Source organism: Methylosinus sp. RM1, from assembly GCF_011378635.1.
Classification (GTDB): domain Bacteria; phylum Pseudomonadota; class Alphaproteobacteria; order Rhizobiales; family Beijerinckiaceae; genus Methylosinus; species Methylosinus sporium.
In genome coordinates this window covers 243,667-268,494 of sequence record NZ_WOVC01000001.1, presented here as the reverse complement: position 1 = coordinate 268,494, position 24,828 = coordinate 243,667, and the positions used below count along the sequence as shown (strand labels likewise).

The following is a 24,828-nucleotide window of genomic DNA, read 5'->3' as shown; positions in this document are numbered from 1 at the left end:
CTGACGATCGCCATGCCGTCGAAACCGTCGCGCCCTCTTCTGCTCGCCATGGCGCTCGCGCTCAGCGCCGTCGAGATCGGCGTTTTTGCGACCTTCGCCTGGCGCGGTCCCGCGCTGCGGGAGGAGGCGCCGCGTCGACCCGACGTCGATTCGCGCGCAAATCCCTTCGGCCCCATGCTGCAAAACCTGCGCGGCGCGATCGTCGAGACCGCTCGGCTCGCCGAGCCGGCCGCGCCGGCCGAGATCGAGGAGGCGCCGACCTCCGCGCCGCGCGCGCGGCCGCCCTCCTTCCTCGCGGCGCTGCCGCCGCTGGCGCCGCTGGAGCCGACGCTCGACATTCCCGTCGCGCCCGGCGAGGCGCCGCTGCCGCCGGCGCGGCCGCGCAATCTCCCCGCCGAGCCCTCGGCGGCGACCGCTCTCCCGCCCGTCGCCGTCTCGCCGCCCGCCGCCACGCAGGCGCTCGCTCTGGCCGAGACCCCGCCGGCCCACGAGCAGCCCACGCCGCTACGCCGCGACGACGGCAATTTCCGCCTGGGCGCGGCGGTCTATGTCCGCATCTTCAAGAAGGAGGGCGAGCTCGAGCTATGGCGCAAGCAGGGCGAGCGTTACGCGCTCTATCGGACCTATCCGATCTGCAAATGGTCCGGCCGTCTCGGGCCCAAGCTGAAATCCGGGGATTATCAATCGCCCGAGGGCTTCTACAGCGTCTCGGCGCGCCAGCTCAATCCGAACTCGCATTATCACCGCGCCTTCGACATCGGCTTTCCCAACGCCTTCGACAAGCAGAACGGCCGCACCGGCGCCGCGCTGATGGTCCATGGCGCCTGCAAATCGGTCGGCTGTTTCGCCATGACCGACAAGGTGATCGAGGAAATCTACGGCCTGGTGGAAGCCGCGCTGCGCGACGGGCAGCACGAGGTGCCGGTCCACATCTTCCCCTTTCGCATGACCGATTTGGCCTTGGCCAAGGAGACGCAGGGCGACTGGACCAATCTCTGGGCGGCGCCGCCGGAGCACCAGCAATGGAGCGGCTTCTGGCAAAATTTGAAGGAAGGCTACGACCTCTTCGAGCAGACCGGCGAGCCGCCGACCGCCTATGCCTGCGGATCGCGCTACGCCTTCGGGGCCGCCGGCGGCTCCTGCCGCCGCATCGCCGGCTGGTGATCGATCGAATGGCCTGCGGCAGTGCGTCGACGCGCAGATCGCGCGCCGACGCACTGCCGCTCGGACTCTTCCCGGCGTCCGGCGGTCAACGGAACAATTGCGACAATTGGTGCATCACAATGAGGAAGAAGGCGAGCACTCCGCCAATTCCCATCAAAGCTTTCACGACGCCCGCGCTGCTCGTCTGCATGGCTCCCGCTCCTTGTTCGGTTGCGACAAAAGCGAGGCTAGCGGAGCGAAAGCGGCGTTAAACCGCCAAGATTCGCACGCCGACGGGTCCAAAGATGCGAGGCGGCCCCGTGACTTGACAGAGCCGGCGCGCCCGGAGGAAGCTGCCCGCGGCCCTGAGAAAAGAGCAATAATGCCGAGTGGAGGGGTCCAATGTCGCGACCCTTCGCCTATAGCCTGTCGCGCGAGATCGATCCGCGCCGCGGCGCGCCCCTCTATCTGCAGATCGTCCATGCGCTCATTCACGATGTGCGGAGCGGGCGGCTCACGCCGGGGGCGGCGCTGCCCAGCAGCCGCGAGCTCGCAGAATCGCTCGGCGTCAATCGCAAGACCATCGTGCTCGCCTATGACGAGCTGGTCGCCCAGGGCTGGTTCGCCACCCATGGCACGCGCGGCACTTTCGTCTCCGCCGAGCTGCCCGAGACGCTTCCGGCGCCGCGCAAAGCCTCCGCCGATCCGCGCACGCCCGGCTTTCCCTTCCGCGCGACGCCCGACCCCGCCTTTGTGCCGGCCGGCGAGGGACTGGCCATAGACGACGGGCTTCCCGATGCGCGGCTCTTCTCGATCGACACTCTGCTCGGCGCCTATCGCGACGCCGGACGGCGCGCGGCGCGCTGCGGCGGGCTCGGCTACGGCGATCCGCGCGGAACCGGCGAGCTGCGCCGCGCCATAGCGGCGATGCTGGCCTCGCATCGCGGGCTCATCGTGGACGCGGAGGATGTCTGCATCACGCGCGGTAGCCAGATGGGCATATTCCTCGCCGCGCGCATTCTCGTCGCGCCGGGCGACGTCGTGCTGGTGGAAGGCCTCGGCTATTCGGCGGCGCGCGCGGCCTTCGCCGGCGCCGGCGCCGAGGTGATCGGCGTCCGCCTGGACGAGGACGGCGTCGATGTGGAGGATGTCGAGCGTCTGTGCCGCGGGCGGCCCGTGCGCGCGATCTATGTGACGCCGCACCATCAGTTTCCGACCACTGTTCCGCTGACCCCGGAACGGCGGCTGCGCCTCTTGGACCTTTCCGCCAAATATGAGTTCGCGATCATCGAGGATGATTACGATCACGAATATCATTTCGAGCGGCAGCCGCTGCTGCCCATGGCGAGCTATGCGCCCGGACGGGTGATCTATGTCGGCTCCATGTCCAAGCTGCTGCTGCCGGGATTGCGCATCGGCTATGTCGTCGCGCCGCCGCCGGTGGTGAGATCCATGGCCAACGCCGCCGCCGGCGTCGATCGCCAGGGCAATGCGCTGACCGAGCTCGCCGTGGCCGCTCTCGTCGATTCCGGCGAGTTGCGCCGCCATGTGCGCAAGGCGCGCCAAATCTATGCGCAGAGGCGCGACGCTTTCGGCGCATCCCTCGCCCGCGCCTTCGGCGACGCGATCCGCTTCCGCACCCCTGCGGGCGGCCTCGCCTTTTGGACGACCTTCCGCGACGAGGCGACGCTCGACGTGCTGGAGCGCGACGCCGCCGCCAATGGTCTGCGCTTCCTGCCCTCCAGCTGCTTCGCGGCGCCGCCGCAGCGCGGGCGCGGGCTGCGGCTCGGCTTCGGCAGCCTCGACGCCGGCGAGGCGGAGCGCGTCATCGGGCGCCTGCGCCGCGCGGCCGGCGCCGGCATCGCCGAAACCGCGCTACCCTGTTGATCGTTCGGCCGATCTGGACGAAGACGGCCGCTCGAGCCACATTGAGGATCTTCGAATGAGGAGACGCCCGATGGGAGCGACGCAGGAACATAGCCGCGCGATCGTCGCCGACGCCACGGGTCGCGACGCGCTCTGGGAGCATATCCTCCGCGAGGCCGAAGACATGCTGGCGCGCGAGCCGGCGATGGCGAGCCTGGCGCTGACCTTCGTCCTCAATCGCCGCTCCTTCGAGGATGCGGTGGCGCGACGCTGCGCGGCGCGGCTCGGCGGCGCGGTGACGGAAGATCTGCTCTTCGACGCCTTCGCCCGCGCGCTGGACGCCGATCCCGCGATCGGCGACGCTTTTCGCGCCGACATAAAGGCCGTCGTCGAGCGCGACGCCGCCTGCGGACGGCTGATCGAGCCGCTGCTCTTCTTCAAAGGCTTTCACGCGATACAGACCCATCGGCTGGCGCATTGGCTATGGACCAATGGCCAGACCGATCTGGCGCTCTATCTGCAGAGCCGCTCGTCGGACGCGTTCCAGACCGACATTCATCCCGCGGCGCGTTTCGGCCGCGGCATTTTTCTCGATCACGCGACGGGACTCGTCGTCGGCGCGACGGCGGTGGTGGAGGACGATGTCTCCATTCTGCAGAGCGTGACGCTCGGCGGCACCGGCAAGGAGAGCGGCGACCGCCATCCCAAGGTGCGGCGCGGCGTGATGATCGCCGCCGGCGCGAAGATTCTCGGCAATATAGAAATCGGCGCCTGCTCCCGCGTCGCGGCCGGCTCTGTCGTTCTGCATCCCGTGCCGCGCAACGCCACTGTGGCGGGCGTTCCGGCCAAAGTTGTGGGAACCGCCGGCTGCGCCGAGCCGGCGCGCGACATGGATCAGTTTCTGAACGGCCTCTCTTACGATTCGTTCAGCTATTCCATTTGACCGGCGCGCATTCACCCTCCCCTGTAGGGGGAGGGTCGGCCGGCGATAGCCGGACGGGGTGGGGTTCGCCGGCAAAGACTCGGGGTTTCACCCCCTCCCGAGCGCATTCGCGCTCGACCTCCCCCCTCGAGGGGGAGGTAGAAACGCCTCACTGCGGCGGCGTCTCTCCTCACGGCGTCTCTCGTCACGGCGTCTCTTGGCCGACGCGCCCGGCGAGCTGCGCGAAGGAGAAGCTTTCTCCAGACGCCGATTCGCGCAGAGCGAGACGCAGCAGCCGCGCGGGAAAGCAGATGGCTTCGACATTGGAGTCGCGCATGTCGCGCGGCCGCAACGGATCATTGGCGAGCGAGAGCTCGACATCGACGAGCAGAGCATCGATCTCCTCCTGTCCGAGCGCGCCCTTGTCGCGCAATGCGCCGAACAGCGCCGCGAGTATGGCGTAGACGCCTTCGAGCTGAAGATTGGCCGTGTTCATTCATCGCCTCCGCGCAGAGCCCCTCGAGCGGAACCGATGGCGCGGAGATTCGATCCATCGGCGCTTTAAAATTATTCCCGCCGGATCACGAAGCCGTCGCCATGGCTTTGCGCCGCTTCACTTCCGCGCGCATCAGATCGAGGCATTCCTTGGTCGAGGCCATGTCCAGCGCGGTGAGGCCGAGGTCGGTCTCGAATAACGGATCGGCGCCCGCCGCCATCAATTGCGCCACGGCGCGGGCGCGGCCGGAGGAGGCGGCGAACATCAGCGGCGTCGCGGCGTTCACATTTATGTGCTGAATGTCGATTCCGGCGCGGATCAGCAGCGCGATATTCTCCTCTCTCTCGCCGACGCAAGCGAGCCACAGCGCCTGATTGCCGTCCACATTGGTCGCGTGAATATCCGCGCCCGCCTGCAGCAGCTCGGCGACGAGGGCCGGCGGGGCGAGGCGCGCGGCGACCATCAGCGGCGTCACATTGTCCTTGTTGCGGCCATTGGCGTCGCCGGGCGCAAAGCCGTGCTCGGCGAGAAAAGCCTCGAGCTCCGGGCCGAGCGCCACGGAAGCCGGCGCGGAGCGCTCGGCGATCGCCCAGGCCTCATAGCCGCCGTCGAGGCTGTAGACGTCCGAAAACCCCTGCTCGGCGAAATATTTGGCGTAGGCCTGGCTGGAATTGCCGTGATAGCAGCAAAAGACCACGGCCCGATCCTTCGGCGTCAGCGTGACGAAGGAAGAGATATTCTCCCGCGTCGCCAGCTCCGCGCCGTCTATATGGCCGCGCGCGAAAGACTCCGGATCGCGCACATCGATGACGAGCGCGCGCCCGCGCCCGATGATGTCGCGCGCCGCCGTGACGTCGATCCTGCGAAAGCTCGCTTGCATTGCCGCATCTCTCCCCTTCGATCGCCACGCGACATGCGAAGACGGGGCCAACAGCTCGCGCCACGGCTCAGGGACCGCGCGCGCTGGTTTTCGGCGTTCTCGTCGGCTAGGCTCGCCGAAGGAGGGCCGATATGCGGGATGTGGCGGAGACTTTCGAGGACAGGGCGCGGCTCGACGGCCGCATCGCGCTGGCGATCGTCACTTTCGCCACGGCCTATGGGCTCGTCGCTCTGCTCGATCGCGTCGGCGCGCCGGAGCGGCTGGTGGCGCTGGTCTCGCCCTATTTCACCGTGGTCGCTCTCGCCGCGCTCGGCTTTCTGCTGCATTCCATGAGCGTCTCCTTCTATTACGCGGCGGGGCGGGCGGCGCCTGCCGCCTATGCCGGCTTTGCGCAGGCGGCCCTCGTCACCGGCCTCGCGGCGCCTTTCGCGGCGCGGCTCACCGGGGCCGGCTCGCCGCTCGGCGTGACGCTCGGCCTGCTGCTGGGGGTCGCGCTCATCGGCGCGACAACCGGCCCGATGCTGCGCAAGACCGGGGCTTTTTCGCTGTCCGATCTGCTGGCGGCGCGCTTTTCCCGCATGGAGCCGCGGCTCGGCATGATCGCCGTCGCCGCGCTCACCTCGGGGATCGTCGCTCTGGCCGGCTATCAGACGGCGGTGGACGCTCTCGTCGGCTTCACCGGCGCGGGCCGTCCTTTCGCGGCTTTCTTCATCGGCGCGGCGATATTGCTGATCGCCGGGCCGGGCGGCGTCGGCGGCGTGCTGTGGAGCGCCTGCGCGGCGGCCGGCGTGCTGATCGCCGGCTTCGCCCTGCCGCAGATCGCGCTGTCGCTCCAAGGCTATCCGACGCCTCTGCCGCTCATCGGCGATCAGACCGCCTGGAGCGACGCCGTCCGCGTCATCGAGAATTGGCGGCTCGCGCGGCCGGCGCCGGCGGCGCTCGAGATCACGACCATGCTCGGCCTCGCCCTCGGGCTGGCGACGCTCGCGCCGGCGCTGGAGCCCGCCGTGACGACGAAAGACGCGGCGGCGGCGCGCCGGGCCGGCGTCGCGGCCCTGTTCTGGACCCTGGCGGCGGCGGCGCTGATCACGGCGACGGTCGCCTCCTCGGCGCTGATCGTCTCCAATGTCGCCGTCGGCCAGACGCCCGAGCGGCTGCCGGAATCGATCTATTCGGCGAGCGCGCGCGGCCTGGTGCAGATTTGCGGCGCGCGGGTCGACGGGCCGGCGCAGGCGCGCGCGGCCTGCCTCGCCCGCAAGCTGCCGCCGGCCGCGCCCTTGCGGCCCGAGGATATTTCCGTGCGCGCGGAATATCTCATCGGCGGCCTGCCGCAATTGGCCAAGCTCGGCGCGGCGCTCACCGGCCTTCTCGCCTCGGGGATCATCGCCGCCGGCCTCGCTCTGGCGGCGGCCAGCCTGCACGCCTGCGCCGCCGCCGTCGGCCATGACGCGCTCTATCGGCTGCGCGCCGAATCCGCGCTGACGAGCCGGCGCCTCGCCATCACGCGGCTGGCGCTGGTGGGCGTCACCGCGCTCGGCTCGGCGACCAGCGCCGCCAATGCGATCGACGCGCGCACGCTGGTCGGCATGGCGCTCGCGCTGTCGGCGGCGGTCTTCGTCCCGCTCGTCGGCCTCGCGCTCTTCGCGCGCGCTCAGGACCGGGACGCGATGATCGGCCAAATTGGCGGCCTCGCGACAATGGCGGCGACGCTCGTGCTCGACAGCGCGCCGCCGGACATAGAACAGCTCGCCTGGGCGGGACTCTGCGGCGCGGTCGCGGGCCTGCTCGCCGGCGGCTTTTCCGCGCAGGCTTTTTCGCAGGCGACGCCGGAGTCGCGCGGTTTCGTCGAGGAGATTTGGCGGGGCGACGGAAATGCGCTGCGTGAGGACAAGGGCGTGTGAGGCGCCCGGCCGATATCTGAGCGCCCTATCCTTCCCGGCCTTTTCTGCTATAAGCCCCTCGTGCGCTCGGGTCTGCCCGGGCGGCTCCGCTCGCGGCGACCCTCGCTGGACGACATCCCGGCCCCGGCCGCGGCTTGCGGATCCACACCAGAAAAGAAAAGGACCGACCGATGTCGATCACCGCCGAGCGCAAGCAGTCGCTCATCAAAGAATATGCGATCAAGCCGGACGACACCGGCTCGCCCGAGGTTCAGGTTGCGATCCTCACCGAGCGCATCACCAATCTGACCGAGCACTTCAAGACCCATGTGAAGGACAATCATTCGCGTCGCGGTCTCTTGAAGCTCGTGTCGCAGCGTCGCCAGCTGCTCGACTATGTGAAGTCGAGAGACGAGCCGCGCTATCGCTCCATCATCGAGCGTCTCGGCATCCGTCGCTGAGCCTGGGTCGCTGCGCTTTCGCACGGCCGCTGGACGGCCCTCGAAAGCGCATTAGAGAATGCGAGATCGCGGTCCGCCGCGATTTCGCGTATGAGAAGAGAATTCGGCCGAACGATTCGGCCTTAATTGCCGGAAGGGATGCGCGAAAGGGCGGCCCTTCCCTCCTTCGGCGGGCGGCATGGGTCGCGCCGCCACCCTCGGCAGGATCGTCATGGCAGGATCGCCGGACGCTGCGGCGAGGACTTTCGAAGCGTTCGCGGCTTCGCGTCTTTGAAAATCCCCGCCCCGCAGCCTCTCGCCGTCTTGCCCATGACGCCTCGCCAGCAGCCGACGCGCAATGGGGCGCGTCATGAGAGGAAGACGAAAGACATGTTCCAAATCCATCGCGAAGAACTCGACTGGGCGGGCCGCACGCTGGTGCTCGAGACCGGCAAGATCGCCCGCCAGGCGGACGGCGCCGTTTTCGCCAGCTGGGGCGAGACCACTGTGCTCGCGACCGTCGTCTCGGCCAAGGCGCCCAAGCCCGGCCAGGACTTCTTCCCGCTGACCGTCAATTACCAGGAGAAAGCTTTCGCCGCCGGCCGCATTCCGGGCGGCTATTTCAAGCGCGAAGGCCGCCCGAGCGAGCGCGAGACGCTGGTTTCCCGCCTCATCGACCGGCCGATCCGCCCCTTGTTCCCGGACGGCTATCGCAATGACACGCAGGTCATCGTGACCGTGCTGAGCCATGATCTCGAGAACGACCCGGATATTCTCGCCATGGTCGCGGCTTCGGCGGCGCTGACGCTCTCCGGCATTCCCTTCATGGGGCCGATCGGCGGCGCCCGCGTCGGCTATATCAACGGCCAGCTCAAGCTCAATCCGACCATCGAGGAGATGAAGCTCTCGGCGCTCGACCTCGTCGTCGCCGGCACGTCGGACGCCGTGCTGATGGTGGAATCGGAGGCGCAGGAGCTCTCCGAGGATCTGATGCTCGAGGCGGTGATGACCGGCCATCGCGGCTTCCAGCCGGTGATCGACGCGATCATCCGTCTCGCCGAGCGCGCCGCCAAGGACCCGCGCGATCTCGACGTCGTCGACAAGACCGAGGTCAACGCCGCCGTCGCCGCCATCGCCGAGGCGGAGCTGCGCGCCGCCTATAAGATCACGGTGAAGCAGGACCGCTACGCCGCCGTCGACGCGGTGAAGGCCAAGGTCTACGCCGGCCTGCTGCCGGAAGGCGGCGAGGCGAAATTCTCCAAGGAGCATGTCGCCGAGGCCTTCCACGATCTGCAGGCCAAGGTCGTGCGCTGGAACATTCTCGACGACGGCATTCGCATCGACGGCCGCGACGTCAAGACCGTGCGCCCGATCGTCGCCGAAGTGGGCGTGCTGCCGCGCACCCATGGCTCTGCCCTGTTCACCCGCGGCGAGACGCAGGCGCTGGTCGTCGCGACGCTGGGCACGGGCGAGGACGAGCAATTCGTCGACTCGCTCGAGGGAACCTATAAGGAGCGCTTCCTGCTCCACTACAACTTCCCTCCCTACTCCGTCGGCGAGACGGGCCGCATGGGCTCGCCCGGCCGCCGCGAGATCGGCCATGGCAAGCTCGCCTGGCGCGCCATTCGCCCGATGCTGCCGGCCGCCGCCGAATTCCCCTATACGCTGCGCGTCGTCTCGGAGATCACCGAGTCCAACGGCTCCTCGTCCATGGCCACCGTCTGCGGCTCGTCGCTGGCGCTGATGGATGCGGGCGTGCCGCTGAAGAAGCCGACGGCGGGCATCGCCATGGGCCTCATCCTCGAAGGTGAGCGCTTCGCGGTTCTGTCCGACATTCTCGGCGACGAGGATCATCTCGGCGACATGGACTTCAAAGTGGCGGGCACGTCGGACGGCGTGACCTCGCTGCAGATGGACATCAAGATCGCCGGCATCACGGAAGAGATCATGCGCGTGGCGCTGGGCCAGGCGCGTGAGGGCCGTCTGCATATTCTCGGCGAGATGGCCAAGGCGCTCACCACCTCGCGCGCCGAGCTCGGCGAGTTCGCGCCGCGCATCGAGACGCTGAAGATCGCCACCGACAAGATCCGCGAAGTGATCGGCACCGGCGGCAAGGTCATTCGCGAGATCGTCGAGAAGACCGGCGCCAAGATCAATATCGAGGACGACGGCACGGTGAAGGTCGCCTCCTCGGACGGCAACTCCATCAAGGCGGCAATCAATTGGATCAAGTCGATCGCCTCCGATCCGGAGGTCGGTCAGATCTATGAGGGAACCGTGGTGAAGACCGCCGACTTCGGCGCTTTCGTCAATTTCTTCGGCGCCAAGGACGGCCTCGTCCACATTTCGCAGCTCTCCAAGCAGCGCGTGAACAAGACCACCGACGTCGTCAAGGAAGGCGACAAGGTGAAGGTGAAGCTGCTCGGCTTCGACGATCGCGGCAAGGTGCGCCTCTCGATGCGCGTCGTCGATCAGCAGACCGGCGAGGACCTCGAGGCCAAGGAAAAGGCCGAAGCCGCCAACGCCGGCGAGTGACACGACAGATGGGGCTCGCCCGGCGCGGGCCCTCATCCGACCCGGCTGCGCCGGGCCACCTTCTCCCGCGAGCGGGAGAAGGACGCGCCTTTTTCTTCGAATAGGCGCAATATCGAAAAAAGCGGGCGCCGCGTTCGACGCCGCATCCATTCTCCCGCTCGCGGGAGAATGGAGCCCGGCAAAGCCGGGTCGGATGAGCGCCTCGCGATCCGTTTCGCAGGAGCTTTTTCCAATGCGATTGCATCTCGCATTTCTCGCCGCCCTTCTCTCCTCCGCCTCCCCCGTCGTCGCCGAGACCGCGCCGCTCGAGCGCATTCTCTCCGCGACGCCGATCTATCTCTCCGATGGCGGCGGCCGTGATCTCGCCGTGCTCGTCGACAATCTCGACGATGGCGCCGATCTCTATGTCTATCTCGGGCTCGATCAGGACGCTCTGCGCGCCGGCGCCAAGCCCGCCTTGGTCAAAAAGAACGCCGCCTGGAATGGCGGCATGGCCGGCCAGCGGCCTTCGCTGGCGGTGAGCGACAAGGGCTCGCTGCTGATCAAATCCGAGAATGATTCGATCGGCCGCGACCGCTGGAGCGAGACTTTGACGGTGATCCGCCGCAATGGCGCGCTCATCGTCGCCGGCTTCACCTATGCGGCGCGCGACACGATCGACCCCAACGCCGGCAAGAGCTGCGACCTCAATTTCCTGGCCGGCAAGGGAACGCGCAACGGCAAGAAGGTGGAGATAAAGGCGCAGACCATTTCCCTCGCCGATTGGTCGGAGGACAAGCTTCCGAAAGAGTGCAAATTCTAGAGCCGACCCCTATCGCCTCGCGCCATCTGCGAAGGCCGAGCGTGAAGGCCAAACATGCTCGTCGACGAGAAATACTTTGCTCCGAAAACGCCGGCCTCAGTCATCGCCGTGGGCGATGCTTTCGAAGCGCTGCTGATTCGGTCGATGCTCGAAAGCCTCGGCGCGGCTGTGCTCTTGCACCTCGTCGGGACGCCGGAAGATTTCCTGCTCACGCTCGAGCGGAAAGAACATGATCCGAAACTCGTCGTCATCTGCGGACACGGCGACAAAAACGGCTTGGTGTTCGGCGATTATGGCGATGGCGTAGACGTCGGCGCGCTCGTCGACGGCTCGCTGCCGGCGGCCGCCATCGCAAAGCGCGCCCGAATGCCGGGAGCGATCGTCGTCAGCACGGCCTGCCTGACCGGCGATGCGGCTTTTGCGAAGGCCTTCCTCGAAGCGGGCGCCGCCGCGTATATCGCGCCAGCGGACTGTCCCGACGCCTCGGACGCCGCGCTCTTCGTTCACTATTTGCTTCATTCTCTGCTGAGGCGAGGCCTGTCCCCGGAACGGGCCTTCGACCGAGCGCGCCACGCCGATCCGGCCTTGGACATGTTCCGGCTGCACAAGCCCTGATCCGAGGCGGCTACCGCCGCCCGCTTCATTCACCCTCCCTCCGGAAAGCGGATGCGAATGTCATCCGCCCTTGCTAAGGAAGGGCCGCAAAAGAGGGACTAAAGGCGTGAACGAGGCGGCGAAAACCGATTTTTCGAGCGGCGACGCTCTCGGCGCGATATTGGCGTCGTTTCAGCGCGCGGGCTTTGCCCGCTGCGAGCCGAAGATATTGCAGCCGGCCGGCGTCTTCCTCGACCGCTCGGGCGAGGATTTCCGCGGCCGTCTCTATCTCACCAGCGACGCCGCCGGCGACGACGTCTGCCTGCGGCCGGAATATACGATCCCCGTCTGCCGCGCCTATCTCGCTTCGGCCACGGCGGGGGCGCCCGCCTCCTTCGCCTATGGCGGCACTGTGTTCCGCTTCCCCGCCGAGGGCGAGACGGGCAGCGGCGAGCTGTTGCAGGCCGGACTCGAAAGCTTCGGCCGCGACGATCGCGAGGCCGCCGACGCCGAGATTCTCGCCGCCGCCCTCGAGGCCGCCTCCGCGGCCGATGGCGGCGCGCTGCATGTGGAGACCGGCGACGCCGGCCTCGTCTCCACCTTTCTGGATCGGCTGGACCTGCCGCCCGCCTGGCGCCGGCGTCTCGAGACGGGACACGCCCGCGGCGAGTCGCTCTCTGAGATTTTCGCCCCGCCCGCCAATGGCAAGGAGCACGCGGGCGTGCTCGCCGCGCTCGAGAAGGTGGACGCCAAGGAGGCGCGCGCCCTCGTCGAGGATCTTCTGTCCATCGCCGGCATTTCGCCGGTCGGCGGCCGCAGCGCCGGGGAGATCGCCGAGCGCTTTCTAGATCAGGCCGCCCTCGCCGGCGGCGCCGGAGTGAGCGCTGAAAAACATGCGCTGGTCGATGCTTTTTTCGCCGTGCAGGGGCAGATCGACGAGGCCGCCGCCGCGCTGCGCGAGCTGGCGAAGGACGCCGCGCTCGATCTGACCGCGGCGCTCGACTCGCTCGACACGCGCTCGGGCTTTCTCGCGGCGCGCGGCGTCGATCTCGATCGCGTGCGCTTCTCCGCGAGCTTCGCCCGCAGGCTCGATTATTACTCGGGCTTCGTCTTCGAGGCGCGGCGCGAGCCCGCCGGCCCGGCGCTCATCGGCGGCGGGCGCTACGACCGCCTGCTGAAGACGCTGGGCGCAAAACAGGACATCCCCGCTGTCGGCGCGGCCATATGGGTCGATCGGCTGACGGCGCGCAAAGGAAGCGCGGCATGACCGCAACGACGACCGACAGACTCATCGTCGCCGTTCCCTCCAAGGGCCGGCTGCAGGAGAACGCCAACGCCTTTTTCGCCCGCGCGGGCATAGAGGTGACGCAGGGGCGCGGGGCGCGCGACTATCGCGGCCAGTTGGCCGGAGTGGAGGACGCCGAGGCGGCCTTTCTCTCCGCCTCCGAGATCACCGCGCGGCTCGCCAGCGGCGACGTCCATCTCGGCGTGACCGGGGAGGACCTCGTGCGCGAGACGATTCCCGACGCGGCGAGCAAGGTGGAGATTCTGGCGCCGCTCGGCTTCGGCAAGGCCAATGTGGTGGTCGCCGTTCCGCAGGCCTGGATCGACGTGCGAACCATGGCCGATCTCGCCGATGTCTCGGCCGGCTTTCGCGCGCGCCATGGCCGCGGCCTGCGCGTCGCCACCAAATATATTCACACGACGCGGCGTTTCTTCGCCAAGCACGCCATCGGCGATTATCGCATCGTCGAGAGCTCCGGCGCCACGGAAGGCGCGCCGGCGGCGGGCTCGGCCGATCTCATCGTGGACATCACCACCACCGGCGCGACGCTCGTCGCCAATGCGCTGAAGACTTTGGACGATGGCGTGATCCTGCGCTCGCAGGCCAATCTCGTCGCCTCGCTTTCCGCGCCCTGGACGCCGCGAGCGCGGGAGGCGGCGCGCATCATCCTCTCGCGCATAGCGGCCGAGGAGCAGGCCCGCACGACGCGCGAGATCCGCACGCGCCTGACGCTGGACGACGCCCTGCTCGCCGAAGCTGCGGAGAAATTTTCTGTGGAGCTGCGCGAGCGCGGCGACGGCGGCTTCGTCACCTTCTCCGCCCCGGCGGATGGCGCGCCGCAATTCGCCGATTGGCTGATCGCCAAAGGCGCGCGCACGGTGACGAGCGCCAAGCTGGATTATGTGTTCAGCGCGGAGAATGCGCTGTGGAGCCGGCTGCAAGGGCGGATTTGACGCGGTTTGGCTTGATCCCCGAAACACCAGCCCCTCACCCTGAGGAGCCGGCGCAGCCGGCGTCTCGAAGGGTCGTCGAAGCGCCGCCTGCTGGAGCATCCTTCGAGGCTTTTTGCGTTCCGCAAAAAGCGCCTCAGGATGAGGGGATTGAATTTGCGGCCCATTCGGGCTCGCTTTTCCCATTATGAGAATTCGCCGTTCGATCGGCGTCGTCCCCGGCGCTGGCGGAGTGGCGCGGCGCGCCGGGGACCCGAAGCCGAACTCGTTACACTGCGGCTTCGGACGCCCGCCGGCCTTCGACGCGCCGGCGGAGGTGCGAGAACGGTCAATGCGTTTGACGCAATAGCAGCAGCAACGCGATCGGATTGGTCGTCACATAGCGCAAGAACAGCCGGCGCGGCTCGAGCCGAAGACGGAAGGCCCATTCGAGGCCCGCCTTCTGCATCCACATAGGGGCGCGCTTCTTGGCGCCGGCCAGAAAATCGAACAGACCGCCAGATGTCTTGATCACTTTGACGTTTCGAAGGCGATCACTCCATTTTCGCACGAATTCCTGCTCGCGCGGCACGCCGAGCGCGAGCCAGACGATATCGGGCGCGAGGTCGTTTATTTCGTCGATTTTGCGCTCGAGCTCCTCGCCGGTGAGATAGCCGTGCGAGCGGCCGATGATGCGAAGGCCCGGAAAGCGACGCCTCGTGACCTCATAAGTCTCGCGATTGATCTCCTCCGTCGCGCCATAGAGGTAGAAGGTGACGCCCTCGCGCTCGGCCATTTCGGCGACCAGCGGATAGAGATCGGTGGTGGCGACGCGCTCCGGCAGCGCGCGCGCGCCGAGTAGGCGCGAGGCGAAGACGAGCGGCTGGCCGTCGGCGCTGACGAGATCGGCCGCGTCGACGAGCTCGGCGAATTCGCGGCTGGCGCGGCGCCGCGCCAGCACCTCGCCATTGACTGAGGTGAGATAGAGAGGCCCGTTCTCCCGCGCTGGGCGGAGAGCCGCCTCGATCATCAGCCGCGCGGTGCCGGCGAGATCGAGACGGGCGACCTGCGCGCCGCCGACTGTAACCTCTTCGATGTTCCGAAACGCCCGTGTACGCTCGAACGCCATGAATACTCTACCCTTTTTTCGCCTGCCGTCCCGATTCGGAACGTGGACGGCAATGTCGATGGGTAGGCTGAGAGATGCGTGCCAGAAAGAATCGCGGCTCGGTTGTGCGGATTCGAAACGCGGGGCTGCAGAGGCCCTCCGCTCAGAGCGACCGGCGCGTCGGCGAAGGATCGCTGTCGAGCCGCGCGAAGAGGAGATGGTCGCGCCACTGGCCGTTGATGTTGAGATAAGCCCGCGCGAAGCCCTCCTGGTGGAAGCCATTGCGCTCCAGCAGCCGGATGGAGGCGGCGTTGGACGGCAGGCAGGCGGCCTCGACGCGATGCAGGCGCTGGCGGCTGAAGGCGTAATCGAGCGCCGCCCGCACGGCGCGGGACATATAGCCCTTGCCGGCATAGGGCTCGCCCATCCAATAGCCGAGCGTCGCCGCCTGCGACACGCCGCGCCGCACATGGCCGAGCGTCAAGCCGCCGACGAGAACGTCGTCCGCCTCGCGGAAGACGAAGAAGGAATAGGCCTCGTCGCGCGCTATTTCCTCGGCGTGGCGGCGCACGCGATAACGAAAGCTGGCGCGGGTGAGATCATCCGAGGGCCAGGTCGGCTCCCAGGGCGTCAGAAAGGCGCGGCTGCGCTCCCTGAGCGAGGCCCAGGCGACGAAATCCCGCATCTCCGAGCTGCGCAGATAGACGCCGTCGCCGCGCAGCGGCAGATCGCGATAGGCGGGAACGAGGCCGAAGAGCGCCATGACAGCCCTCTCAGACCGTGGCGCGCGCTGCGCGGGCGCGCTCGGAAATAAAGGCCGCGACCTTGCCCGCATCATTGTCGAGCACGGTGAAGCGCTCGCGCGCGTCCAGAATATGCGCGAGATGCTCGGGCAGTGGCGGGCGCTTGCCGATAGCGCGCTCCACAGCATCCGGGAATTTCGCCGGATGGGCGGTGGCGAGCGAGACGATCGGCGTCGCAGGATCGACCGCGAGGCGCTTTCTCGCCGCATGAACGCCGGTGGCGGCGTGCGGATCGAGAATATAGCCGGTCTCGCGATAGGTGCGGGCGATCTCTTCCGTGGTGTCGGCCTCATAGGCCGCGCTCGCCTCGAATTCCGCGCGGATCGCTTCGAGCGGCGCGGGGGCGACGGTAAAGCCCTTGGACTGATCCAGCGCGCCCATCAGCCCGCGAATCTGCGCGGCGTCACGGCCATAAACGTCGAACAGCAGACGCTCGAAATTGGACGAGATCTGAATATCCATCGACGGCGATTGCGTCGGCGTCACGCCACGCAGCTCATAGCGCCCGCTCGCCAGCGTGCGCGCGAGAATATCGTTGGAATTCGTGCCGATGACGAGCTTGCCAACCGGCAGACCCATGCGCTCGGCCACATAGCCCGCCAGCACATCGCCGAAATTGCCAGTGGGCACGGAAAAGCTCACCTCGCGGTGCGGCGCGCCGAGCGCGACGGCGCTCGTGAAATAATAGGCCGTCTGCGCGACGACGCGCGCCCAATTGATGGAATTGACGCCGGCGAGGCCGACGCTCTCGCGGAAGCGCGCGTCGCGGAACAGCGATTTCAGAATCGATTGCGCATCGTCGAAGGAGCCGCGCAGCGCAATGGTGTGGATGTTGGCGGCCTCGACCGTCGTCATCTGCCGGCGCTGCACGTCCGAGACGCGCTCATGCGGATAGAGGATGAAGACATCGACCCGATCGAGCCCGGCGAAGGCCTCGATCGCCGCCGCCCCCGTGTCGCCCGAGGTGGCGCCGACGATGGTCGCGCGCAAATCGCGGCGGGCGAGGACGGCGTCCATCATGCGCCCGAGCAATTGCATGGCGACGTCCTTGAACGCCAGCGTCGGGCCATGGAACAGCTCGAGGACGAAGAGATTATCGGCGATCTGCGTCAGCGGCGCGATGGCGCTGTGACGGAAGCTCGAATAGGCGCACTGCGTCAGCGCGCGCAGCTCGGCGCCGTCGAACGCCTCGCCGAGGAAAGGCGCGATGATGCGCGCGCTGGCCTCGGCATAGGGGAGGCCGGCGAGAGAAGCGATATCGCCGCGCGCTAGTCCCGGATAGGCGACGGGCGCATAGAGCCCGCCGTCGGAGGCGAGGCCGGCGAGAAGGACGTCTTCGAAGGCGAGCTCTGGAGCTTCGCCGCGTGTGGAAATGTAGCGCACGGCGTCTCTTCTAACCCGCGGAGCCGGCGTCGGCAAAGTCCGAAGACGCCGAAATCGTCGTGAGATTCGGCGCCGCTCGAGAATCAGCGGCCGCGTCAGCGCTGCTTCAGCCGGCCGAATGCGTAGAAGGCGAAGCCTCCGGCGACCGCCGCCGACAGCGCGAACCAGGTGATGGCGTAGGAGAGATGATTATTGGAAAGCTCGATATTGTGATCATAGACGCGCGGCAGGCCGGGCGCCGGCGCTGCGGGATCGAGCTCGAGCAGAAAAGGCGCGGCGTCGGCGATTTTCAAATGCGCGGCAAGCGCCCGCGCGTCGCTCGTATAGAACAGCCCGTCCTGCGGCGAATCGGCGGGCGTGAAGAGATTGCGCGCCTGCGGGCCGCGCAGCAGGCCGGTGAGCATGACAGCACCCGAGGGCGTGCGCTTGCGCGTCTCGTCGGCGCGCTGCGAGAGCGGCAGAAAGCCGCGATCGACGAGAATGGCGCCGCCGTCGTCGAGCAGCAGAGGCGCGATGACGCGGAAACCCGGCTCCACCCCCGCTCCCGACGGCGGCGGCGAGAAGATCAGCGCCTCGCGCGAAAGATCGAAATGGCCGAAGACGCGGACATGGGTGAAATCATAATCCTGCGGCGCGAGCGCGTCCCATTGCGCGCGGGGCGGCGGCGCGACCGGAGCGGCGGTCGCGCGCGTCTCCACGCGCTCGATCAGCGCCTCCTTCCAGGCGAGGCGGCGGAGCTGCCAGACGCCGAGCCCGGCGAGCAGCGCCACCATGAAGAACGAAAAGATCGCCGGCCCGATGAGGGCGCGCGCTTCAGCCCTCATCGGCGCGCTGCCCCTCCTCCGCCTTGTTGAAATATTGCAGGGCGATCAAGAGGCTCTTGGCCGGCCGCAGCAGGCCGGCGCAGACGATGACGGTGAGTGGGAGGAAGATGAGCCCATGCACCCAATAGGGCGGCGCATAGGCGACCTCGACATAGAGCGCCGCGCCGACGACGATGAAGCCGGCGATGGTCATCACGAAAACGGCCGGCCCGTCGCCCGAATCGGCGAAGGCGAGATCGAGCCCGCAGACCTCACAGCTCGGCGCGAGCGCGAGGAAGCCGCGGAACAAATGTCCTTTGCCGCAACGCGGGCAGCGGCCGAGCAGGCCGGCGACATAAGGATTGACGGTGGAGCGTTCGTCCGCGGCCATAGTGTTCCTATCCCTTTGCGAGGGCGAGAGATCGACGAAACGAAAGAAGCGCCGACGAGACCCCGCCGGCGCTTCTCTCAAAAGAAGCCGAAATGGGCTCGTCCCGTCACTCCATATGGCCGCCCCAGTTGCCCCACACATAGATGGAGGCGAACAGGAACAGCCAGACGACGTCGACGAAATGCCAATACCACGCGGCGAACTCGAAGCCGAGATGCTGCTCCGGCTTGAACTGGCCGGCATAGGCGCGCGCGAGGCAGACGATCAGGAAGATGGAGCCGACGATCACATGGAAGCCGTGAAAGCCGGTCGCCATGAAGAAGCTCGCGCCATAGATGGAGCCTTTGAAGGCGAAAGGCGCATGGGCGTATTCATAGGCCTGGACGCAGGTGAAGATCAGGCCGAGCGCGATGGTGGCGATGAGGCCCTTTTTCAGCTTGTCGCGATCATTGTGCAGCAGGCCGTGATGCGCATAGGTGAGCGTCGCGCCCGAAGTGAGCAGGATCACCGTGTTGAGCAGCGGCAGATGCCAGGGATTGAGCACTTCGATCCCATGCGGCGGCCACACGCCCTGAAACAGCTCGGTGCGGGCGAATTGCTGCGGATCGGCCGGAAAGATCGCCGAATTGAAGAAGGCCCAGAACCAGGCGACGAAGAACATCACCTCGGAGAGGATGAAGAGAATGACGCCATAGCGATGATGCAGCTGCACGACCGCCGTGTGATGGCCCTCGTGCTCCGCCTCGCGGATGATGTCGCTCCACCAGGACCACATTGTGAAGAGAATGGCGGCGAAGCCCGCGCTGAACAGAACCGGGCCGCCGACCTTGACGCCCAGCAGCGGCAGACCCTTCATCCAATAAATGGCGCCGATCGCGGTGAACAATGCGGCGAGTGAGCCGACGAGCGGCCACGGGCTCGGATCGACGAGATGGTAATCGTGATTTGGTTTCGCGTGTCCGTCCGACATTTCATTTTCCTCGAGATTTCGCCGGCCGGGCCGGTCTCGTTCACTAAGGCTCCATTCGCTCGGGATGGTTCGCCCCGCCGCGGACGCCCCCCGTCGCATTCTTTTTCCATCACGTCTTCGGCTTCGCGCCCTCTCCGCTCGCCGCCTCCTTGGGCTTCGCTTCCTTTGCCTTTTTGGAGGAGAAGAAGGAATAGGACAGGGTGATCTCCTCGACGCGGCTCATCGTCTCGTCGGATTCGAGCGCCGGATCGAGGAAGAAGACCACCGGCCATTCGGCGCTCTCATGCGGCGCGAGCTTCTGCTCCGAGAAGCAGAAGCAGGCGAGCTTGTCGAAATAGGCGCCGGCCTGGTCCGGACTGACATTGTAGGCGGCGACGCCGCTCGTCTCCTGATCGGAGAGATTGACGACCTTGTAATAGATCGTCGCGGTCTCGCCGGTGCGCACCACGATGCGGGGCGTCTCCGGCTCGAAGCGCCAGGGCAGATCGCGCGCGACATTGGCGTCGAAGCGCACGCCGATGCTGCGCTCGCCGGGCTTGGCCGGCGCGACCTTGGCGACCTGCGTCGTGCCGCCGAAGCCGGTCGCCGAGCAGAAGGCGCGATAGAGCGGAACCGAGGCGAAGGACAGGATCAGCATGGCCACGGAGCCGCCGATCAGCAGCCAGGCGCCCCTGCCGGCGTGGCTTTTCTCTTTGCGATCCGCGCCCATCACGACCTCACTCGGCCCGTGGCACGACGTTGCCGCCGAGCTTCACTATGGTGACGAAATAGAAGAGCGCCACGAACAGCGCGACGGCGACGCCGATCGCAATGTTGCGGGCGCGGCGGCTCTTCGCCTGCTCCGGCGTGAGGACAACGCCCTCTCGCCGCTCAGTGTCCTCATGTCGGCCGATCGTCATGCGCTCCTCCGCTCAAGCGAGCCAGGACGAGAGGGCGAGAAGCCTCTCGATCACCAGAACCATGAACAACAGCGTCAAATAGACGATGGAGAAGAAGAAGAGGCGCATCGCCGCGCGGCGCGCCTTGTCGCCCTCGCGGCGCAGATAGACCTCCACCGCGCAGGCGACCAGCGCCGCGCCCAGCAGCAGCGCGACGGCGCCATAGACCGGCGAGGCGAAGCCGAGCAGATAGGGCGCGACGCCAATGGGCGCGAGAAGGATGGAATAGACGAGGATCTCGAGGCGGGTGCGCGTCTCGCCATGCACGTTGGGAAGCATGGGGATGCCGGCGGCGCCATATTCCGCGCGCTTGACCAGCGCCAGCGCCCAGAAATGCGGCGGCGTCCACATGAAGATGACGCCGAAGAGAATGACGCTGGAGAGATCGACGGCGCCGGTCGCCGCGGCGAAGCCGACGACGGGCGGCAGCGCGCCGGCCGCGCCGCCGATGACGATGTTCATCGGCGTCGTGCGCTTCAGCCACATCGTATAGACGACGACATAGAAGAAGATGGTGAAGGCGAGCAGACCGGCGGCCAGCCAATTGGCGACCAGGCCGAGCGTGAACACCGCCATTATGGAGAGGAAGAGGCCGAAGGCGAGCGCCTCCTCGCGGCCGAGCCGGCCGGCGGGAATGGGACGGCCGCGCGTGCGCGTCATCAGCCGGTCGATATCGGCGTCATACCACATGTTGAGCGCGCCCGACGCGCCCGCGCCGACGGCTATGGCCAGCAGCGAGGCGAAGGCGAGGAAAGGATGCGGCGCGACAGGAGCCAGCAGAATGCCGGCGAGCGCCGTGAACACGACGAGCGACATCACGCGCGGCTTCAGCAGGGCGAAATAATCGCCAGGGGCGGCGACAGGCGCACGCGGGGCCGAAGCTTCGTCGATGATGAAGGAGGCGTCGCTCATGCTCTCACTCTTTTTATCGGCGATCGTTCTCGATCTTTCGACGATCGTCGTCGCTCGTCCGAGGGTCTCGCGGGGCGTCCGTCCCGGGAGAAGAGCCGGATCGCTCCGGCCGCGACAGCTCAGCGCCGCGGCCGGAGGAATTGCCTCAGTGGTGGCCCGAGCCGGTGATGCGCGGCAGGGTCTCGAACTGATGGAAGGGCGGCGGCGAGGGCAGCGTCCACTCGAGCGTCGTCGCGCCGACGCCCCAGGGATTGGCGCCCGCCTCACGCTTGCGCATGAAGGCCTCGGCCACAGTGTAGAAGAACAGCAGGACGCTGACCGCGGCGATGGCGGCGCCGACCGACGACCAATAGTTCCACAGCGCGAAAGCGTCCGGATAGTCGATATAGCGGCGCGGCATTCCGGCGAGGCCGAGGAAGTGCTGCGGGAAGAAGACGAGATTGATGCCGACGAAGAGCAGCAGGAAATGCGCCTTCGACAGAGTCTCGTTGTACATGTAGCCCGTCATCTTCGGGAACCAGTAGTAGAAGCCCGCGAAGACGCCGAACACCGCGCCGAGCGACATCGTGTAGTGGAAATGCGCGACGACGTAATAGGTCTCGTGCAACTGGCGGTCGGCGGAGGCGTTGGCCAGCACGACGCCGGTGACGCCGCCGAGGGTGAACACGAAGATGAAGCCGATCGCCCACCACATCGGCGCGCGGAAGGAGATCGAACCGCCCCACATGGTCGCGATCCAGGAGAAGATCTTGATGCCGGTCGGCACCGCGATGACCATTGTGGCGAAGACGAAATAGCGCTGCGCGTTGAGCGACAGGCCGACCGTATACATGTGGTGCGCCCACACGATGCAGCCGAGGAAGCCGATCGACACCATGGCGTAGGCCATGCCGAGATAGCCGAACACGGGCTTGCGCGAGAAGGTGGAGACGATGTGGCTGATGATGCCGAAAGCCGGCAGGATCAGAACATAGACTTCCGGATGGCCGAAGAACCAGAACAGATGCTGGAACAGGATCGGATCGCCGCCGCCGGCCGGATCATAGAAGGTGGTGCCGAAATTGCGGTCCGTCAGCAGCATGGTGATGGCGCCGGCGAGCACCGGCAGGGTCAGCACCAGCAGGAAGGCCGTCACCAACATGCCCCAGGCGAACAGCGGCATTTTGTGCAGCGTCATGCCCGGCGCGCGCATGTTGAAGATAGTGGTGATGAAGTTGATCGAGCCGAGGATCGACGAGGCGCCGGCCAGATGCAGCGACAGGATCACATAATCCATCGCCGGCCCGGGATGGCCCGTGTTGGACGACAGAGGCGGGTAGAACACCCAGCCGCCGCCGAAGCCGAGCGAGCCCGGCGCGCCCTCCGCGAAGGTCGACAGCACCACCAGCACCAGCGCCACGGCGAGCAGCCAGAAGGAGATGTTGTTGAGGCGCGGGAAGGCCATGTCCGGCGCGCCGATCATGATCGGCACGAACCAATTGGCGAAGCCGCCCATCAGCGCCGGCATGACGAAGAAGAAGATCATCAGCACGCCATGGGCGGTGATGAACACATTGTAGAGATTTTTGGCCGCGTCGATATTGGTCGGATCAGTGCCATGAAGCAGCGCGGAAATGCCCGGGAACACCGAAATGCCCGGATGCGCGAGCTCGGCGCGAATCGCCATCGACATCAGAAAGCCGATGAGGCCGCCGACGACGGCGAGAATCAAATAGAGCGTGCCGATGTCTTTATGGTTGGTCGAGAAGAGATAGCGGCGCAGGCCGGTGGGGTGGTCGTGGTGGGCCCCCGCCTCGGTCGAGATGGCGTCCATGGTCGTGATCCTCGAAGAATGCTCGGTTTGTTCGGTTCGACTTTGCGAAAAGATGTCGCGCGGCGACGAAGCGTCAGCGCGCGTCGGCCTCGGCGGCCACGCGCACGCGGCCGTCGTCGACCTTGGCGAACTTCTTCTTCGCCTCGACCAGCCATTCGGCGTATTTCTCCTTGGAGACGACGCGGATGGCGGCCGGCATGAACGCATGATCCTTGCCGCAGATCTTCGAGCATTGGCCGTAGAAAATGCCTTCCTTCTCGGCCTTGAACCAGGTCTCGTTGAGGCGGCCGGGCACCGCGTCGATGCGGACGGTGAAGGCCGGAATCGTGTAGGAGTGGATCACGTCCGAGGCGACCACCTGGAGCTTGATGACCTCGCCGACCGGCACCACCGCCTCATTGTCCACCGAGAGCAGGCGCACGTCGCCATTCTCCGGCTTCAGATCGGCGTCGGTCTTCATGAACTGGTCGAAGGAGAAGCCGCCGCCCTGATCCTCGGGATAGGCGTAGGACCAGTACCACTGATTGCCGGTGACCTTGATCGTCACCTTCGGCTCGGGGATTTCCACCTGATGCGCCAGCAGGCGGAAGGAGGGAATGGCGATGAACACCAGGATCAGCACCGGAACCAGCGTCCAGACGACCTCGAGGCCGGTGTGATGGGTGAGCTTGGAGGGAACGGGATTGGCGTGCTCGTTGAACCGCCAGCAGACATAAATCAGAAGACCGAGAACGAAGAGACCGATGAAGCTGATGATGGGAAGCAGAATGACATTGTAGAAAAATTGCGTCTCGGCGCCGACTTCCGTCACGGTCGCCGGGAGACCGAGGCCTCCCGGAGTGGGCTGGCCCAACACCTCCGCGGACGCCACGCCCGCGAGAAGGAGGAGGGAAAAAACGGCGCCGGCCGTCAAAGCCGCGCGGCGGAGTGTGGGTCGTCTGCCGATGAGCATGAAGATCGCCTCTCGGACCTCAGGAACAAGGTCGTTATGATTTTGTTATCCGGTTGTTTTGATCGAGCCGAACCCGCCACAAATCCAGCCCGTCAGGTATTCCCACGCGGGTTCAACCACAAACGGCTGCGCCGCGCAATCGCTGCGGCGCCACACTGTGCCTGACAAAAAGTCGCGCCATCGCGCCCTGCGCAAAAATGCGGCGTCGGCGCCCTTCCGCTTGACAGCGGGCGGCCATTTGCTACGCAGAGCTTCACCCTCGTAACTTTTTCGTAACGCCCCGTTTCGGCCCGCTTTTGATCCTAAGGGCCATTGGAATCCGCAGCGAAAGAAACATGGAGCGAAAATGAGGCCGCACGCCGCCGTTCTCCGGCTCGCGAGGTTGCGACATGTGGTCGCGGGGCTGTTTTTCGCAATCGCAGCATGGGGGGCCGCGTCGCCCGCCGCCGCGCAAGGCGCGGTGAAGTCCAAATATGGCGATTGGGAGATTCGCTGCGAGACGCCGGCCGGCGCCGCCGCCGAGCAATGCGCTTTGATTCAGAGCGTGGCGGCGGAGGACAAGGCCAATGTCAATCTCGTCGTCGTCGTGCTGAAGACCAGCGACGGCAAGAGCCGGCTGCTGCGCGTCATCGCGCCGCTGAATGTCTTGCTGATCAAAGGCCTCGGCCTCACCATCGACAAGACGCGCATCGGCGACACCGGCTTCGTGCGCTGCCTGCCCTCCGGCTGCGTCGCCGATGTGGTGATGGACGATGCGCTCGTCGATCAGCTCAAGAACGGAAAAACGGCGACTTTCGTCATTTATCTCACGCCCGACGAGGGCGTCGGCCTGCCGCTGTCGCTGGCCGGCTTCAAGGAGGGATTCGCCAAACTGCCGTGATGGCGGTAAGGCGTGCGCCTCGGATGACGCACCGAATCCGCTCCCTCTCCCGCGCAGCGGGGGAGGTTGGGGAGGGGCGGCGGAGCAAAGGGTGAAAGGCCGA

At 66.7% G+C, this 24,828-nt stretch carries 24 protein-coding genes; 11 read left to right on the top strand and 13 right to left on the bottom strand.

The window, feature by feature from the left end; translation table 11 throughout:
- The first annotated feature begins 12 nt into the window (after positions 1-12).
- The 3 genes from FMZ75_RS01185 to cysE all read left to right on the top strand — a co-directional run bounded on the left by FMZ75_RS01185 (position 13) and on the right by cysE (position 3,952).
- Positions 13-1,164, top strand: coding sequence for a murein L,D-transpeptidase family protein (locus FMZ75_RS01185; RefSeq protein ID WP_166140996.1), 1,152 nt, complete (start codon positions 13-15; stop codon positions 1,162-1,164).
- Positions 1,165-1,545: 381 nt separating this feature from the next.
- Complete coding sequence (locus tag FMZ75_RS01180) at positions 1,546-3,030, top strand: PLP-dependent aminotransferase family protein (RefSeq protein ID WP_166140995.1); 1,485 nt, start codon at positions 1,546-1,548, stop codon at positions 3,028-3,030.
- Positions 3,031-3,100: 70 nt separating this feature from the next.
- A complete protein-coding gene (gene cysE / locus FMZ75_RS01175) occupies positions 3,101-3,952 on the top strand; it encodes a serine O-acetyltransferase (protein ID WP_166141029.1) in 852 nt (283 codons plus the stop codon).
- Between the two features lie 184 nt (positions 3,953-4,136).
- On the opposite strand, the gene FMZ75_RS01170 is transcribed toward cysE, so the two are convergent.
- Together FMZ75_RS01170 and glpE are read right to left on the bottom strand one after the other, a co-directional pair.
- Positions 4,137-4,427, bottom strand: a complete 291-nt coding sequence (locus FMZ75_RS01170) for a hypothetical protein (protein ID WP_166140994.1) — start codon at positions 4,425-4,427, stop codon at positions 4,137-4,139.
- Between the two features lie 85 nt (positions 4,428-4,512).
- Positions 4,513-5,307, bottom strand: coding sequence for a thiosulfate sulfurtransferase GlpE (glpE, locus tag FMZ75_RS01165; RefSeq protein ID WP_166140993.1), 795 nt, complete (start codon positions 5,305-5,307; stop codon positions 4,513-4,515).
- A gap of 131 nt (positions 5,308-5,438) precedes the next feature.
- Between glpE and FMZ75_RS01160 the strand changes: the two genes are divergently transcribed.
- From FMZ75_RS01160 to hisG, 7 genes are all read left to right on the top strand, one after another.
- Positions 5,439-7,208 carry a symporter-like protein gene (locus tag FMZ75_RS01160; RefSeq protein ID WP_166140992.1) on the top strand — a complete coding sequence of 590 codons (1,770 nt, stop codon included), beginning with the start codon at positions 5,439-5,441 and terminating at the stop codon, positions 7,206-7,208.
- 170 nt (positions 7,209-7,378) lie between these two features.
- Positions 7,379-7,648 carry a 30S ribosomal protein S15 gene (rpsO, locus tag FMZ75_RS01155; RefSeq protein WP_108917093.1) on the top strand — a complete coding sequence of 90 codons (270 nt, stop codon included), beginning with the start codon at positions 7,379-7,381 and terminating at the stop codon, positions 7,646-7,648.
- Positions 7,649-8,017: 369 nt separating this feature from the next.
- Positions 8,018-10,162, top strand: a complete 2,145-nt coding sequence (gene pnp / locus FMZ75_RS01150; RefSeq protein WP_166140991.1) for a polyribonucleotide nucleotidyltransferase — start codon at positions 8,018-8,020, stop codon at positions 10,160-10,162.
- Positions 10,163-10,394: 232 nt separating this feature from the next.
- Positions 10,395-10,964, top strand: coding sequence for a hypothetical protein (locus FMZ75_RS01145; RefSeq protein WP_166140990.1), 570 nt, complete (start codon positions 10,395-10,397; stop codon positions 10,962-10,964).
- 54 nt (positions 10,965-11,018) lie between these two features.
- On the top strand, positions 11,019-11,579 hold the full coding sequence (locus tag FMZ75_RS22085; RefSeq protein WP_370464655.1) for a CHAT domain-containing protein: 561 nt from the start codon (positions 11,019-11,021) through the stop codon (positions 11,577-11,579).
- 106 nt (positions 11,580-11,685) lie between these two features.
- Positions 11,686-12,825, top strand: a complete 1,140-nt coding sequence (locus FMZ75_RS01135; protein ID WP_166140988.1) for an ATP phosphoribosyltransferase regulatory subunit — start codon at positions 11,686-11,688, stop codon at positions 12,823-12,825.
- Complete coding sequence (gene hisG, locus FMZ75_RS01130) at positions 12,822-13,796, top strand: ATP phosphoribosyltransferase (RefSeq protein WP_166140987.1); 975 nt, start codon at positions 12,822-12,824, stop codon at positions 13,794-13,796. The genes FMZ75_RS01135 and hisG overlap by 4 nt, the downstream gene beginning before the upstream one ends.
- 325 nt (positions 13,797-14,121) lie before the next feature.
- Here hisG and FMZ75_RS01125 read toward each other — a convergent pair whose 3' ends face one another.
- The 11 genes from FMZ75_RS01125 to coxB form a co-directional block, all read right to left on the bottom strand.
- Positions 14,122-14,901 (bottom strand): WecB/TagA/CpsF family glycosyltransferase, encoded by a 780-nt coding sequence (locus tag FMZ75_RS01125; protein ID WP_166140986.1) that lies wholly within the window; start codon positions 14,899-14,901, stop codon positions 14,122-14,124.
- 142 nt (positions 14,902-15,043) lie between these two features.
- Positions 15,044-15,643 (bottom strand): GNAT family N-acetyltransferase, encoded by a 600-nt coding sequence (locus tag FMZ75_RS01120; protein ID WP_108917097.1) that lies wholly within the window; start codon positions 15,641-15,643, stop codon positions 15,044-15,046.
- A gap of 10 nt (positions 15,644-15,653) precedes the next feature.
- The gene (gene thrC, locus FMZ75_RS01115; protein ID WP_166140985.1) at positions 15,654-17,066 is read right to left on the bottom strand and encodes a threonine synthase; all 1,413 of its coding nucleotides are present in this window, start codon (positions 17,064-17,066) and stop codon (positions 15,654-15,656) included.
- 95 nt (positions 17,067-17,161) lie between these two features.
- Positions 17,162-17,890 (bottom strand): SURF1 family protein, encoded by a 729-nt coding sequence (locus FMZ75_RS01110; RefSeq protein ID WP_142863217.1) that lies wholly within the window; start codon positions 17,888-17,890, stop codon positions 17,162-17,164.
- A complete protein-coding gene (locus FMZ75_RS01105) occupies positions 17,880-18,260 on the bottom strand; it encodes a DUF983 domain-containing protein (RefSeq protein ID WP_108917100.1) in 381 nt (126 codons plus the stop codon). The genes FMZ75_RS01110 and FMZ75_RS01105 overlap by 11 nt, the downstream gene beginning before the upstream one ends.
- Before the next feature lie 106 nt (positions 18,261-18,366).
- On the bottom strand, positions 18,367-19,230 hold the full coding sequence (locus tag FMZ75_RS01100) for a cytochrome c oxidase subunit 3 (RefSeq protein WP_166140984.1): 864 nt from the start codon (positions 19,228-19,230) through the stop codon (positions 18,367-18,369).
- A 109-nt stretch (positions 19,231-19,339) separates the two neighbouring features.
- Positions 19,340-19,939: a cytochrome c oxidase assembly protein gene (locus FMZ75_RS01095; protein WP_142863273.1), complete on the bottom strand. Its 600-nt coding sequence runs from the start codon at positions 19,937-19,939 to the stop codon at positions 19,340-19,342.
- Positions 19,940-19,946: 7 nt separating this feature from the next.
- A complete protein-coding gene (locus FMZ75_RS01090) occupies positions 19,947-20,129 on the bottom strand; it encodes a hypothetical protein (protein WP_108917103.1) in 183 nt (60 codons plus the stop codon).
- Positions 20,130-20,141: 12 nt separating this feature from the next.
- Positions 20,142-21,080, bottom strand: a complete 939-nt coding sequence (locus FMZ75_RS01085) for a heme o synthase (RefSeq protein WP_166140983.1) — start codon at positions 21,078-21,080, stop codon at positions 20,142-20,144.
- A gap of 145 nt (positions 21,081-21,225) precedes the next feature.
- Positions 21,226-22,893, bottom strand: a complete 1,668-nt coding sequence (gene ctaD, locus FMZ75_RS01080; RefSeq protein ID WP_108917105.1) for a cytochrome c oxidase subunit I — start codon at positions 22,891-22,893, stop codon at positions 21,226-21,228.
- 73 nt (positions 22,894-22,966) lie between these two features.
- Positions 22,967-23,845, bottom strand: coding sequence for a cytochrome c oxidase subunit II (coxB, locus tag FMZ75_RS01075; protein ID WP_108917106.1), 879 nt, complete (start codon positions 23,843-23,845; stop codon positions 22,967-22,969).
- A 346-nt stretch (positions 23,846-24,191) separates the two neighbouring features.
- Here coxB and FMZ75_RS01070 point away from each other — a divergent pair, with 346 nt between their 5' ends.
- A complete protein-coding gene (locus tag FMZ75_RS01070; protein WP_108917107.1) occupies positions 24,192-24,725 on the top strand; it encodes an invasion associated locus B family protein in 534 nt (177 codons plus the stop codon).
- Positions 24,726-24,828 lie beyond the last annotated feature (103 nt).

Excerpts from the sequence above, each read along its gene's own strand:
- FMZ75_RS01105 (WP_108917100.1), bottom strand. The coding sequence starts at position 18,260 with ATGGCCGCGGACGAACGCTCCACCGTCAATCCTTATGTCGCCGGCCTG.
- FMZ75_RS22085 (WP_370464655.1), top strand. The coding sequence starts at position 11,019 with ATGCTCGTCGACGAGAAATACTTTGCTCCGAAAACGCCGGCCTCAGTC.
- rpsO (WP_108917093.1), top strand. The coding sequence starts at position 7,379 with ATGTCGATCACCGCCGAGCGCAAGCAGTCGCTCATCAAAGAATATGCG.
- FMZ75_RS01160 (WP_166140992.1), top strand. The coding sequence starts at position 5,439 with ATGCGGGATGTGGCGGAGACTTTCGAGGACAGGGCGCGGCTCGACGGC.
- FMZ75_RS01095 (WP_142863273.1), bottom strand. The coding sequence starts at position 19,939 with ATGGGCGCGGATCGCAAAGAGAAAAGCCACGCCGGCAGGGGCGCCTGG.
- hisG (WP_166140987.1), top strand. The coding sequence starts at position 12,822 with ATGACCGCAACGACGACCGACAGACTCATCGTCGCCGTTCCCTCCAAG.
- FMZ75_RS01100 (WP_166140984.1), bottom strand. The coding sequence starts at position 19,230 with ATGTCGGACGGACACGCGAAACCAAATCACGATTACCATCTCGTCGAT.
- FMZ75_RS01185 (WP_166140996.1), top strand. The coding sequence starts at position 13 with ATGCCGTCGAAACCGTCGCGCCCTCTTCTGCTCGCCATGGCGCTCGCG.
- FMZ75_RS01170 (WP_166140994.1), bottom strand. The coding sequence starts at position 4,427 with ATGAACACGGCCAATCTTCAGCTCGAAGGCGTCTACGCCATACTCGCG.
- coxB (WP_108917106.1), bottom strand. The coding sequence starts at position 23,845 with ATGCTCATCGGCAGACGACCCACACTCCGCCGCGCGGCTTTGACGGCC.
- glpE (WP_166140993.1), bottom strand. The coding sequence starts at position 5,307 with ATGCAAGCGAGCTTTCGCAGGATCGACGTCACGGCGGCGCGCGACATC.
- FMZ75_RS01180 (WP_166140995.1), top strand. The coding sequence starts at position 1,546 with ATGTCGCGACCCTTCGCCTATAGCCTGTCGCGCGAGATCGATCCGCGC.
- FMZ75_RS01145 (WP_166140990.1), top strand. The coding sequence starts at position 10,395 with ATGCGATTGCATCTCGCATTTCTCGCCGCCCTTCTCTCCTCCGCCTCC.
- FMZ75_RS01085 (WP_166140983.1), bottom strand. The coding sequence starts at position 21,080 with ATGAGCGACGCCTCCTTCATCATCGACGAAGCTTCGGCCCCGCGTGCG.
- FMZ75_RS01125 (WP_166140986.1), bottom strand. The coding sequence starts at position 14,901 with ATGGCGTTCGAGCGTACACGGGCGTTTCGGAACATCGAAGAGGTTACA.
- FMZ75_RS01110 (WP_142863217.1), bottom strand. The coding sequence starts at position 17,890 with ATGAGGGCTGAAGCGCGCGCCCTCATCGGGCCGGCGATCTTTTCGTTC.
- FMZ75_RS01090 (WP_108917103.1), bottom strand. The coding sequence starts at position 20,129 with ATGACGATCGGCCGACATGAGGACACTGAGCGGCGAGAGGGCGTTGTC.
- cysE (WP_166141029.1), top strand. The coding sequence starts at position 3,101 with ATGGGAGCGACGCAGGAACATAGCCGCGCGATCGTCGCCGACGCCACG.
- FMZ75_RS01070 (WP_108917107.1), top strand. The coding sequence starts at position 24,192 with ATGAGGCCGCACGCCGCCGTTCTCCGGCTCGCGAGGTTGCGACATGTG.
- FMZ75_RS01120 (WP_108917097.1), bottom strand. The coding sequence starts at position 15,643 with ATGGCGCTCTTCGGCCTCGTTCCCGCCTATCGCGATCTGCCGCTGCGC.
- pnp (WP_166140991.1), top strand. The coding sequence starts at position 8,018 with ATGTTCCAAATCCATCGCGAAGAACTCGACTGGGCGGGCCGCACGCTG.
- ctaD (WP_108917105.1), bottom strand. The coding sequence starts at position 22,893 with ATGGACGCCATCTCGACCGAGGCGGGGGCCCACCACGACCACCCCACC.